The 11,647-nt window shown below is 69.2% G+C and carries 13 protein-coding genes and 4 pseudogenes; 6 read left to right on the forward strand and 11 right to left on the reverse strand.

Annotated features, from left to right (window positions below; genetic code table 11):
- Window positions 1–149: 149 nt before the first annotated feature.
- The 6 genes and pseudogenes from AAFF41_RS02055 to AAFF41_RS51335 all read right to left on the reverse strand — a co-directional run.
- Complete coding sequence (locus AAFF41_RS02055; protein ID WP_343323335.1) at window positions 150–377, reverse strand: hypothetical protein; 228 nt, start codon at window positions 375–377, stop codon at window positions 150–152.
- Window positions 378–397: 20 nt separating this feature from the next.
- Window positions 398–1,141 carry a hypothetical protein gene (locus tag AAFF41_RS02060; protein WP_319753361.1) on the reverse strand — a complete coding sequence of 248 codons (744 nt, stop codon included), beginning with the start codon at window positions 1,139–1,141 and terminating at the stop codon, window positions 398–400.
- Between the two features lie 115 nt (window positions 1,142–1,256).
- Window positions 1,257–1,508, reverse strand: a complete 252-nt coding sequence (locus tag AAFF41_RS02065; RefSeq protein WP_319753362.1) for a transposase — start codon at window positions 1,506–1,508, stop codon at window positions 1,257–1,259.
- Entirely contained in the window at window positions 1,505–2,191 is a 687-nt protein-coding gene (locus AAFF41_RS02070) for a hypothetical protein (protein WP_343323336.1), read from the reverse strand. The genes AAFF41_RS02065 and AAFF41_RS02070 overlap by 4 nt, the downstream gene beginning before the upstream one ends.
- A gap of 34 nt (window positions 2,192–2,225) precedes the next feature.
- A pseudogene (locus AAFF41_RS51330) lies at window positions 2,226–2,783 on the reverse strand (transposase family protein); the annotation flags it as partial.
- Between the two features lie 64 nt (window positions 2,784–2,847).
- Window positions 2,848–2,973, reverse strand: a pseudogene (locus tag AAFF41_RS51335) (DUF7660 family protein); the annotation flags it as partial.
- Window positions 2,974–3,840: 867 nt separating this feature from the next.
- On the opposite strand from AAFF41_RS51335, the gene AAFF41_RS02075 reads away from it, so the two are divergent.
- Both AAFF41_RS02075 and AAFF41_RS02080 read left to right on the forward strand, forming a co-directional pair.
- Window positions 3,841–4,179: a thioredoxin family protein gene (locus AAFF41_RS02075; RefSeq protein WP_319753367.1), complete on the forward strand. Its 339-nt coding sequence runs from the start codon at window positions 3,841–3,843 to the stop codon at window positions 4,177–4,179.
- Window positions 4,180–4,629: 450 nt separating this feature from the next.
- Window positions 4,630–5,976 (forward strand): hypothetical protein, encoded by a 1,347-nt coding sequence (locus tag AAFF41_RS02080; protein ID WP_343323337.1) that lies wholly within the window; start codon window positions 4,630–4,632, stop codon window positions 5,974–5,976.
- Window positions 5,977–6,055: 79 nt separating this feature from the next.
- Here the strand turns inward: AAFF41_RS02080 and tpg are convergent.
- The 5 genes and pseudogenes from tpg to AAFF41_RS02105 form a co-directional block, all read right to left on the reverse strand.
- Window positions 6,056–6,571 (reverse strand): annotated as a pseudogene (tpg, locus tag AAFF41_RS02085) (telomere-protecting terminal protein Tpg).
- Window positions 6,572–6,655: 84 nt separating this feature from the next.
- Window positions 6,656–6,829 carry a DUF6207 family protein gene (locus tag AAFF41_RS02090; protein WP_319753369.1) on the reverse strand — a complete coding sequence of 58 codons (174 nt, stop codon included), beginning with the start codon at window positions 6,827–6,829 and terminating at the stop codon, window positions 6,656–6,658.
- 108 nt (window positions 6,830–6,937) lie between these two features.
- Window positions 6,938–7,372, reverse strand: a complete 435-nt coding sequence (locus AAFF41_RS02095) for a DUF2267 domain-containing protein (protein WP_319753370.1) — start codon at window positions 7,370–7,372, stop codon at window positions 6,938–6,940.
- 112 nt (window positions 7,373–7,484) lie between these two features.
- Window positions 7,485–7,874 carry a DUF2267 domain-containing protein gene (locus AAFF41_RS02100; RefSeq protein ID WP_319753371.1) on the reverse strand — a complete coding sequence of 130 codons (390 nt, stop codon included), beginning with the start codon at window positions 7,872–7,874 and terminating at the stop codon, window positions 7,485–7,487.
- Between the two features lie 117 nt (window positions 7,875–7,991).
- Window positions 7,992–8,426: an Hsp20/alpha crystallin family protein gene (locus AAFF41_RS02105; protein ID WP_319753372.1), complete on the reverse strand. Its 435-nt coding sequence runs from the start codon at window positions 8,424–8,426 to the stop codon at window positions 7,992–7,994.
- 127 nt (window positions 8,427–8,553) lie between these two features.
- Between AAFF41_RS02105 and AAFF41_RS02110 the strand changes: the two genes are divergently transcribed.
- The 4 genes and pseudogenes from AAFF41_RS02110 (at window position 8,554) to AAFF41_RS02125 (ending at window position 11,640) form a co-directional block, all read left to right on the forward strand.
- Entirely contained in the window at window positions 8,554–9,213 is a 660-nt protein-coding gene (locus AAFF41_RS02110) for a type III effector protein (RefSeq protein ID WP_343323338.1), read from the forward strand.
- A 141-nt stretch (window positions 9,214–9,354) separates the two neighbouring features.
- Window positions 9,355–10,179: pseudogene (locus tag AAFF41_RS02115) on the forward strand (preATP grasp domain-containing protein); the annotation flags it as partial.
- Window positions 10,167–10,340 carry a peptide ligase PGM1-related protein gene (locus AAFF41_RS02120; protein ID WP_319753374.1) on the forward strand — a complete coding sequence of 58 codons (174 nt, stop codon included), beginning with the start codon at window positions 10,167–10,169 and terminating at the stop codon, window positions 10,338–10,340. The pseudogene AAFF41_RS02115 and the gene AAFF41_RS02120, both read left to right, overlap by 13 nt.
- Before the next feature lie 16 nt (window positions 10,341–10,356).
- Window positions 10,357–11,640, forward strand: a complete 1,284-nt coding sequence (locus AAFF41_RS02125; RefSeq protein ID WP_319753375.1) for a N,N-dimethylformamidase beta subunit family domain-containing protein — start codon at window positions 10,357–10,359, stop codon at window positions 11,638–11,640.
- Window positions 11,641–11,647 lie beyond the last annotated feature (7 nt).

Genomic DNA, 11,647 nt, shown 5'->3' on the forward strand with positions numbered 1-11,647 from the left:
CGATCAATCACCCGGGAAGGTACGCCTTTCGCGTCTCTCCCGGGATCGATCCACAAGTCCTGAGCATTGCTCCCCGGACTCCCACGGGGAGTTCCGCCGGTGGGGCGTCTTCACCCGACGGAGTTGCGCCGGGCACGGACCCTGGGCTGTCAGCCGAAGTCGAGCGTCTCCTGCGCGAAGTCGGCCAGGGCCGGGCTGGGCAGGGTCAGCTGCAGTGCGCCGTCCTGGTGTGCGACCGTCCAGCGCTCGGTCAGCTCGTCCTTCCATCCCTTGGGCGGGGGCCACGGGACGCCCCAGGCGGCGAGCTGGTCACGCTTCCAGCCACCGGCGGGCGTACGGGCAGCTTCGATCTCATCAGGTGATGGGAGTTCCGTCATAGATAGTCAACGCTCCGTGTTCAGAAGTTGTCCCCCGAAGCTGTGTTGGAAAAGCGAGAGGTCCGTTGTCTTGTCCAGCGGGAGCCACCCCTCAGGCATCGGGGCGCTCGCCAGCGACGGGGGTTCTGCCCCGTCAGGGCGAAGAACACCTCAGCCGTCTCTTCCCACACGGTCGACTTCAAGGCAACCCGTTCGTCGAAGACCTCCTGGCGGATCTGCAGAAGACCAGCCTCGTGCAGTGCTCGGATGTAGTTCAGGAGCTCAATCGTGCCGACCATGGCCCAGGCGACAAGTGGCACAGCCACACGAAACCGGTCGAGCAGCCCGAAAGCATCGCCTTCCTGTCGCCGCTCCGGATCGTGGTGCACCACATCGCCATAGATCCAAGCCATGGCCAGCCTGTGGGCATCGAGATCGTGGTCCTCACCTGTGACGGTGTCAGCCACCATGACCCAGTAGCCAGCTTCTTCGCGCGTTGAGGGGTTCGCCCGTGTCCGCCATTCAGCACGCGCAGCCCGTAGCCACTCCGCATCTTTTGGCGATGTTCGACAGAAGTAGCCCAGTGCTGCCAGCGCCTTCATATGGAAACAGTCCTCCTTCTCCAGAAGGACCGGCCTGAGTCGCGCGGCAGCGGACTCGACCACCTCCTCGGGCGGAAGCTCATACCGGATCCGCGCTTCGCCGTTGTTGAAGAGGATTTTGATCTTCATTTGGCTCAGCGCCACAAGAGCATCCCAGTCGGCCGCGAGTGAGTGCTCCTCCACGCGGCGGGCCCTCACCACGTATGCCTCCGGCCAGCGTTGGTACTTCTCACCAACGCTCTCTGGCCGACCGCGTCCCACGTTTTCCCGGCTCTGTCGCTGATCTTGTGATCGGAACTCAGGTCCTGTGCAGGATGCGTTTGCGCAGGAGGTCGAAGCTAGCGCGGCCATATCCGGCGCGCTTGAGGAGCTTCACTCTCGTGTTCTGTCCCTCGACCTGGCCGGAGCTCCAGGGGCTGGACAGTCCGGCGACGACGGCGTCCTGGTCACGGCGGAGGCCGTTGACCAGGGAGTGCAATGCGGGCAAGGGATCGTGTTCGACTCGCTCCATCCACTGGGGAAGTTGGTCGCCGCGCAGGTCGCGCATCATCTCGGCGAAGTCGCGACGTGGTCGGTGACCGCGTCGAGTTCGGGACAGCCGGCGCGGATCTCCTTGAGGGAGAGGGTGTCCCCGTCGGGAAGGTTGTCCGGATTCGTCATGATCCATCGGACGACACGCCGGGGCCGCGGCGCGGGCCTGGGCGCCGACACGGGGACGGACGGCGTGAAGTTCCGCAGGTAGCGGCGGACGGTCTGGATGCCCCCGGGGAAGCCGAACGCGGTGATCTCACGATGCAGTTGGGCGGTGTCGTGGCAGCCCTCGCTCCACCGCTGGTGAAGATGAGGCCGGTAGGCGTCCAGGATCGTGGACCGGTTGACCGCTTTGACCAGGAGTTCGTCGATGCAGGTCGCGCGGCCGAAGCGGCGCACGGTCGAGCGGTCCAGCTGCAACTGGTGGCAGATCGACTCCAGCGAGGCTCCCTCGCGCAGCAGGCCCTGGACCAGGGCGAACCGCCCCCGGGTGCGGACCACCAGGCGGCGCTCGCGCCCGCAGACGTCCAGTGTCCCGATCGATGCGGCAACGGGGCCGTCGTCGCCTGTGGGCGCGGTGGTGGGCCCGGGGGTCGGTGGCTTCTCGAACACGGCCCGCACGCAGGTGCAGTGGGCGGCGACGGTCTTCTCGACCGCCTCGCCGACGTTCTTCCACAGGTGCCAGGCATCGGCGACCTGCACCGCTTGCGGGGCGCCGGTGCGGGCCCTCCGCGTAAGCGCCGGCCCGGTCGCGGCAGACGATCTCCACCTCAGGGTGTTCCAGTAGCCAGGTGGCCAGTGGGTCGGCGTCGCGTCCCGGCAGAACGTCGACGGGTCGGCGTCGCTCCAGGTCGACCAGGACGGTGGCGTACGAGTCACCCTTCCGCAAGGCGAAATCGTCGACGCCGAGTACCTTGACCTGCCCGATGGGCTCCTCCGGGAAGGCTCTGAGCAGGCGTAACAGGGTGTCCTTCGCCGCTGGTGTCCCCAGCGCGTGGGCGAGCCGGCTGCCCGCTCGCCCGGCCAGTGCGAGGGCGATCGAGGTCAGGGTCCCGCGCATCAGCGGGGTGTAGCGGGCGTGTGGGCTGGTCAACCCGGTGACCTGTTCGGCGAACGTCACCGTCGGGCAGACATCGTTGAGGCAGCGGAACCGACGTACCAGCAGCTCGATGACCACCCGGGTGCCGCTGACCGCTGCGTCGGACATGCGCCGCCGGTACCGACCATGCACACGACCGGACCTGCGATGACAGCGCGAGCACGCAGCATCGGCCGCCCGGACTCGGGCATGCATCGTGATCTCGCGGGTCGATCGCTCGACCAACTCCACCACAAAGCCGGACAGATGAGGCAGCCTCAAGAAAGCGATCGAGGGTGGAATTCTCCCAGTCCTGCCCTCGATGGAGATAGTCCTGGTGCAGGTCACGGATGAACGCAACCAGGTCCTCACGGCTGTGGATCTCGTCATCGGGAGCAAACGACATGAGGCGAACGCGTGCCTGCTCATATCCCGATCACAAGATCAGCGACAGAGCCCGTAATTCCCCACCCGTGACGCCGACTTGCCCGCCCTATCGTTCGAACGTGCGGATCACGGCTCGGGGGTCCATTCCACGGAAGGAAGCATGCGGCTGTAGTGGGCTCCACTGGTGCCGTAGCGGGCGAGGTGGAGGGTCTCACCGTCGATCTGGATCTCTGCCGGCGGAGGACTGGGAACGGAGATCCGCGGATGGGCGTAGGGGTGGCCTTCGATGAAGAGAGGCTCCCGGTGGCGGTTCCGGCCGTCCGCCCAGCTCTGGGCCCGCTCGCGGGTCCACGGGTTCTGCAGGGTCCGCGGGCGGCCGGGTCGTGCTCGTCACCATTGAGGCTGCGCACCAGAGCTTCGCTGTAGACGCCCTTGACCCGGAAGTTCTCCAGGTCATCCGCGCGTACGATCATGTGGACGTACCGTCGGCTGTTGCCTCGGTACAGACCCACCGCAGGCCAGCAGGGCACCTGTGCGGAAGTGCTTCGTGCCGTGCTGGATGTCGAGGCCGCTCTCGCCGTGCGCGGTTTCTCGCGCCACGTTGGCCACCAGGCACCAACCCAGCAGCCCCTCCGGCGTCTCTACTTCGGTGGGTCCCGTGTCTGTCACGCCGAGAATTTTGAGGCACGACACGGGGCGCGAGCCAGCTCTTATCGGCTGAGCCGACCGGAACGACCCCTCTGCAGATCACCAGCCGCAGGAGACAGCGGCCTCGTTCGAACATGCTGGCCCATCGGTCAGCCGGACGACCGACCGGACTCAGCCGGCCGCACCGCGCGGGGGGAAGATGGAGATGGAATGTCGGAACGCGAAGTCTGGAGCTTCCATGGCGAAGCGGGTTCACCAACCCCGCGAGGACGCGGAGTTCGATTTCATCCTCGGGATGAGCGGAGTCCCGGTCCTCGCATACTTCACCGGGACATGGCCCAAGGCAATCGAGGCCTGCCGGGCGATGGACCTCGTCGTGGGTGACATCGCAGACGAGTACACGGGCCGCCTGACGGCCGTCCGCACCGACATGACGCGCTGTCCGTCCGCGACCAAGCGATACGGGATCACCGGGGCCCCGTCCTACGTCCTGCTGAAGGAGGGAGAGATGGTGGCGCACGGCACGGGGCCCATGACCATCGCCGTGATACGGGAGTTCTTGGACGGCCACCTCTGAGCGATCGCCGCGGCACTGCGGCCGCACGTCAATCACACAAGCCGTAGTGTGCGGGCTGTGGGCGTCGATGGTGGAGCAGGCGCGCGCGGCCGGGCTCACGGTGGAGTACCTCGCGACGAACCGGCGATGTGGAGGCGCTGCTACCGGCTGTGGCAGCCACACGCTGCGGAGCTGCGCCGGGAGCTCGGTGACGACCAGGCTGCGCGGGAGGCCGGGCTGGTCCTGCCCCGGTTGGCGATGCGCGAGGCCTTGGCCGTGACGCCGAGGAGGCCTTCGGGTGGCGGATATCGCGCCTCGGCTCACACATCCGTGTGACTGACACTTCAGTTGGCGAGTTTCGCCACGTACTGTGCTCAGGCTGCAACGCCCTGCCCGAGCCGTGGTGTCGTGTGGGATGATCGGCCGCATGATCGAAGCTCCAGCACAGAAGGGCGGCCTCCGCCCGGCCCGATGACGTGGCCGGACGAGGCCGTGGCCGACGGCACCGCCACGACACCCGCCCACCCTTCCCGTATCGCGCTCTTCAAGGCGATACGCGCCGACCGCGCCGGCCCCGTCGCCACCCGGCTACTCCGACTCGTCCACGCCGATACCCCCTTCGTGCGCCGAGAGGCCTTGGACCTCCTCCATAGCCTGGCCCACGAACAGCCCTGGCCAGAGGCCGTCAACGCCGCAGCAGCCCGGCTCAGTGACCCCGACGAGGAGGTACGGCGCCGAGCCGCGTGCCTCTTCGGCTACCGCGGGCAGCCCGGCCCGGTTCTCGCGGCCCTCGGCGAACTCGCCGATCCTGTCGTGCGCACCATCCTGGCCAGGGCGCTTGGCCCGACCGCCGCCCACCTGACGGATGCTGACCTCGCGTCGGTCCGCTTCCTCGCCCACCTGGAGACGCTGCAGGCAGCGCCACCCACGCGATGGCGCTCCCTGGACGCCGCACTCCTCGACGACGTCCGGGAGGCCGCGCACCACCTGGAGGACATCGGGCACCTCTGGGGCCAGGCCTTGTACGTACTGAGGCGCGAGCACGACACGTACGCCCTCGTGGCCCGTCTCCTCGCCGACCCCGCCACCCGGGACGTCGGCGCCGACCTGGCCCGCGAGGCGTGCCACGACTGGCGGGCGGCCCCGGTCAGGCTGCTGCCGCTACTCGTCCAGCACCGGGGCCAGAGGGTCACCCCGGCTCTTGGTATGGCCCTCACGACAGCCTCGATCTCCGAGGCGGCGATGCGGACGCACGGAGTTCTCCTCGCCGAAGTCCCCTTCACGCCGTCCCCGAGGGCCCGCCGGATCCCGTCCACCGCGACGGCGTACGACAGCGCATCCGCCGCCGCGCCCCTCGCCGCCAAGCCTGTGGGCATCGCCCGCCTCGCTCACGCCTCCGAGATCTTCGAGGCCCTGCTGGACGCCGGCCCGCTGACCTTCCGACAGGCGGCCCAGCTGTACAACCTGACCTTCCGCCGCCCCGGCCGCTCACAGGCGGAATGCGCCCCGCTATGGCTGCGGCACGCCGGTCCCTCCGCCCTGTCCCGGCTGCTCGCCCTCATGACACCGCACCTGGCCGACTACGCGGTCGGCGAGTACTACCTGACGGGTCTCGCCCGGATGGGCGGCCACGCGCGCCCCGCGCTGCCCGCCGTGACGGCGCTGATCGACAGGCGTACCCGCATCCCCGTCAACGACTCTACCCGCGACGCCGAGATGAGACTGGACGAAAGCCTTCTGGCCGCCGCTCTCAGCACCCGCCGCGCGATCCTCGCGGACGCCGTTCCGCCGCCTCCTGCCCCACCGTCTCCCCCATAGCCGCCAACTCAAGTCCTTCACCCGCCAAGTGAAACGCTCAGTCACAATCCGGGCTCGCAGGCTGTTCGGGAAACGGCCTCTACAGGTCGAACTCCAAGTGCTGAATGTCCGTGAAACGAACCTCCTCCGGCTGGCCGGCGCGGCGACCACTGTCCTGGAAGTACAGCTCTTTGAGCGCTTCGGCGGCGATCTCCCGCCATTCCTGGTCGCTGGCGCCCTGCTACTGGCCGTCGAAGAGGCGGGCAGCGTAGCGGGGCGGCAGTGCGACGGTCAGGTGCCGGATGCAGTCCTGGTCCGTCGACCCGATCGGTGCGGTGTGGCCGAGGCGAGCGCGGGTGTCGACGACGATGCCGCCGGTGCTGGCCGCCTTCTCGCGGGCCTTGGCTCGGATCTGCGGCTGCCACCGCTTCTTCACCTCGCTCTCCAGACGGGCGGCGAGGCCCGGGCGGGGCTTTTTGATCTGGCCCTTCACGTATCGCTCCACGGTGCGCTGGGAAATCCGCAGCAGCTGGGCAACGGCCTTGGTGCCCTTGAGCTGCTTGACCCGGTACCGCATCTGCGCGACAGCGCTCCTGGGCGCCGGGCGGGTGAACACCTTGTGCCAGCCGCACCATGCTCATGAACATCCGCGTGCTTGCCTGGCCCCCATGCTGCCCCAGATCCGGTCCTCGGCCGAGGCCTACGACGATGCTCGCTCGGTCCTCCCGGGTGTCCGCATCACGGCCGCCCTCAGTGGGCGGGGCGACCGGCTGGCGCAGGTCCAGGTCGGCCGACGGTCGGCCAGGAGCTTCTGGACGGCGAGCGCGGTCGCGTCGTCGGCGGCCGCGAGGTCGACCACGACCAGGCCCGGCAACAGCAGCCCCGAAAACAGGGCTCCGACGATGTCATCGCCGGAGCCCCTTCACGTTCCAACCGCGTCCTCAGCCACGGTTGCCGTCCCGCCGGTTCCCACCGGGAACGGTCAGGCGGCCTGGGTGAGTTCGGCGCGGCCGAACAGGAGCGCGTATCCGGAGGGGAGCTGGGTGAGGATGCGGTCCAGGAGGCCGGGGCCGGCCAGGCGGCCGAGGACGGCGAGAACGGCGCCGGTGTCCCAGCGCGCGACCGCGGGCGTGGTACCCGTGCGGGTGGCCAGGTCCTTCACGAAGCCCCAGCCGGTGAGTGGTTGAAGGTCGGGGGTGTGGCTGGTGAACACGAGGGCGGCCGCGGAGGGGAGGCAGGCGGCGAGGTCGACGCGTTCGTCGCCGGAGAGCTGACGGCCCAGGGCCCCCAGCACGGCACGCGTGACGTCCTCGGCCCGCTCCCGGGTCGGATACGCGCCTTCGTACCGGATTCTTTCGAGCATCTGGTGAAACGTCATGCCGGGTCGGGCAGCGGCCGGTTCACGCAGCGGAAGCATCGGGAGTGGTTGCCTTTCTCGTGCAAAGGCGTTGTCGCCTGTGGGAAGGGCCGGCGGGGGTGGGCGCCGGCCGGCCCTGCTGAATTGATGAGCGGGTCACGCGTTCCTGGGCTCAGGCGCGCTCGGGTCGGCCGAAGAGGAGGTCGTAGCCCGGGGGGAGCTGGAGCAGGATGCGGCGGGTGAGTTCCTCGCCCGCCGCATCGGCGGTCACGCTCAGTACGGCGCTGACGTCCCAGGCCGCGGTCTGTTCGGTGGCTCCCTCGATCCACGCCGCGGTGGCCCGCAGGAACCGCTCCGGCGGGAGCGGTTCGGTGGCCTGCAGCGGGTTGAGAAGAATCACGGCGAAGGTCTCCGGGAGCCGGGCGGCCAGTTCGGCCCGGACCTCACCCACCAGATGCGCGCCCAGCAGGGCCAGAACGGTACGCGCGGCCCGCTCGGCTTCCTGGGGTGTGGTGTACTCGCCGCGTTCCTGCACGTGGTCGAGGAATGCTTCCCATCGCATGGCCACCACTACCCCTTCCTCACGTCGTTGTGCGATGGACGTAGGGCGGAGGGCGGGATCAGAGGGGGGAGATCGATGCCCGTCCTCCGCCGTCGGCGCGGTCGGGAAACTGGCTCCTCAGCCGCTGATCTGCTTGTGCTCGGACTCCCCGCCGATCGCGATCTTGCGGGGCTTGGCGCGCTCGGCGATCGGGATCCGCAGGGTCAGCACCCCCGCTTCGTAGTCGGCCGTGATGCGTTCGGTGTCCAGGGTGTCGGCCAGCACCAGCTGGCGGGAGAAGACACCCAGGGGCCGCTCGGAGAGCTCCATCTGTACGTCGTCGGTCTTCACGAGCGGGCGGCGCTCGGCCTTGACGGTGAGCATGTTCCGCTCGACATCGATGTCGATCGCGTCCTTCGCGACACCGGGCAGGTCGAGGGCGATCACGTACTCCTCACCCTCACGGTAGGCGTCCATCGGCATCGCCGAGGGCCTGGACCAGGTACCGGTCACACCCGTCAGCTGCTGGGCGAGCCGGTCGAGTTCACGGAACGGGTCGGTGCGCATCAACATCGCGAATACACCTCCACAGGTCTGGCAGGAACTGCCAATGCGCTTCGTCTGACACCGTTGTAACATGTCATCCAAACGATGACAAGCGAAGCGTCGTCCAAAGGGTGACAATCCCGAGAGGATCTCCATGAACGCCTCCCCCGAGCCCCGCGACCCCACCTCGTTCTTCGCCGCCACGGCAGCACTGAACACGATCAACGAAGCCGTCCGCACCGCCCAGACCGCCCAGACCGGAGCGCACCCGCAGGACGGACAAGCCAGTGCGGACCAGGCCCTGGCCGCACTCCTCCTGCTGCGTGAACTGCGCGACCAACTCGCAGGATGGGAACCTGGACTGATCGAGGCAGCCCGGGCAGCAGGCTCCAGCTGGGCGGACCTCGCCCACCCCCTGGGCGTCGCCAGCCGCCAGGCCGCCGAACGCCGCTACCTGCGCGTACGCCCCGGCACACCCGGCACCACCGGCGAACAGCGCGTGCAAGCCACCCGCAACCGCCGCGCCGCCGACCGCACCATCACCGCCTGGGCCCGGACCAACGCCGCCGAACTACGCCAACTCGCCGGCCAGATCACCGCCCTCACCGACCTCCCCACTCATGCCCGCACACCCCTGGCCCGGCTCGCCGACGCCCTCGCCGACAACGACGCCGCCAACCTCATCGACCCACTCGCCGACACCCACCCACACCTCAAGCCCAACCACCCCGACCTCGCAGCCCGCATCGCCACCGTCACCCACCACGCCAACCGCCTCCGCCAAGTCGGCAACGGCCGCGGAACCACCACCTGACGTCACGAAGGCGCCCACGGGTGAACCGTCGCCCCCGCCGCGTGGTGTGCGTGCGCGGAGCGTTCCCCTTCCGTGCCGCCCGCCGCGCACTCAAGGCCGAGGTGAAGAAGCTGCAGAAGACCGACACGGTCCGCGGAGCTGCTGCGCCAGGCATGCTCGTCCGAGATGCTCGGCGATCTCGGGGAGAAGATCCGGCGGGTCAAAGCAAGGGCCCCGGCGCGGCCGCATCCCGCCGCCCCGGACACGCCGCCAGCGAACAAACTCCGCGCACCGGGCGCCGACCCGGTGTGGTTCGCGCAGGACCACGACGTACTCGTTCTGCCGGAGCACCCGGAGGACGTCTTTCTCGACTATGTGACCGGACTGACCGGAACCGACCGGTCCACGTTGCGGGTGGCCGTACCGCCCCCGGGGCGCTTGGGCGACGGACTGCTCACGGCAGACCGCCTCACCGATCCGGTCTTCCACGACGAACTCCGTACCGTCCTGGCCAGGCGCACCGTCGACAGCGTGGTCGCCATGTCACCGCACGCCTGGGTGTCCGCGCTGGCCCGGGCGATCGGGGCGCAGGCGGCACTGAGCGGCGGCGCCTTCACCAGTCAGGGCGTCGGCACCCTGGGCGGGCACGGGGAGATGCAGTCGGCGCCGTACTACACCGCGCAGATCATCCCGGCCGACCTCGATCCCGAGACGCTGAACCGGCTCGTCGAAGGCGGTCGCCGCATGTGCGTACCCCTGCACGCCACGGGATACCGGGGCATGCTCAGTGCCGACGCCATCGTGACCCCCGACCGGCAGGTGCTCTACACGGAATGGAACGGGCGCCTGACCGGCTCCACGCACACGTACTTCATCCTCGGCGACAAGGTGGTCGGCAAGGACTACGCGAGCGACCGCGTCCTGCTCGAACACGTCTGGCCGCAGGGTTGGGCCACCTCGTCGTTCCAGAGCACGTGGACTGGCTGACCGCGGCGAAGCTCGCCTACGACCCCCGGACCGGGGTGATCGTCGCCAGCGCCTACGACAAGGAACACCAGGGCGTCATGGACTGCGTCGTCGCCCCGGACATCGACATGGCGTGGGACCTCAACGACGAGCTCAACTCCCTTTTCGGCACTGATTCCTGAGCCGGAGCGGACCACGATGAGTGCGGACATTTCAACGGACACGTCAGGGGCGACGTCGCCGCGCCCGAACGACGGGGTGCTGCCCGACCCGGCGAAGGTCTACTGGCAGCGACGGCTCGACGGCGCGACGGCGACGCTGCTCCCGGCCGATCTGCCCCACACGGAGCCGGACGCCCAGGACTGGGCCGTCTCACGGATGGCCGTGCCTCCGCGGACTCTCGCCGCGGCACACGCCTACGGGGCGGGACGGGAGACCACACCGCTCGCCGTCCTCCTGGCGCCTGGTACGCCGTCGTCCAGCGCCACACCGGCGACTGCGACCTGCTCCTGGGACCACCGTCCGGCACGCCGCACGAGGTACCCGACAACGTGCTGCCCCTGCGGACCACAGTGGACCCGGCGAGGACGTTCGACGAGCTGGTCCTGCGCAGCGAGCAGATCGCACTCGGCTACTGGAACCGGCCCGAGAGCACCGACCTTCTGGCACTGGGACGAACCCTTCCTGTCCTGGGCCTCCGAGCGGGGATACGCTCTCGATGTCGTCTTCGACACGGCACTGGACGACGAGCCCGAACTCCTGGGCCGCTACGGGACGCTGGTCACGGCCGGCCACGACGAGTACTGGACTGCCGAATGCCGGGAGCGAACGGAGGAGTTCGTGGCCGGCGGCGGCAACGTCCTGGTATTCGGCGGCAACACCTGCTGGTGGCGTACCGAGGTACGCGACAGCGAGCTGCGCGTGGCCAAGGACGAGGCCAACCCCGTGGTCGGCGACCTCTGGTGGCGCACCGACCGCCCGGAGGCGTCACTGATCGGGCTCAGCTTCCGCCACGGCGGCGCGAGTTGGCTGGCGGGCCGGCCACCCACGTCGTACGAGTTCCGGCCGGACGGCGACGCTCTGCTCGACGGGGTCGACCTGGCGGCGTTCGCCGAACTGACCGATCTGGCGGGGTACGAGGTCGACGGCCACGCCTACGAGCCCGGTCGGCCGTGGCAGCCTACCGGCGTCGAAGACGTACCCGACGGCCTGGTGGTCCTCGCGTACGCTCCGCTGGCCGACGCGCCGCCCGCGCACTGGTACTCGGACCCGCGGGAGCCGCACCTTCAGTCGCCGCGGTGCGCCACGATCGCCTACCACCGCCACGGGGACGCGCTGATCTTCAACGGGGGCACCACCGACTGGCCCCGGCACCTGGACCACCCGGCGGTGGACCGACTCACGCGTAACGTGCTCGACGCCGCGGAGTACACGGCGTTTGAGCGTACGGTCGGCAGACGTGCCCACTCCCCGCTCCCCTGATGTCGCG

It is taken from the genome of Streptomyces mirabilis (assembly GCF_039503195.1).
In the GTDB taxonomy this organism is placed as follows: domain Bacteria; phylum Actinomycetota; class Actinomycetes; order Streptomycetales; family Streptomycetaceae; genus Streptomyces; species Streptomyces mirabilis_D.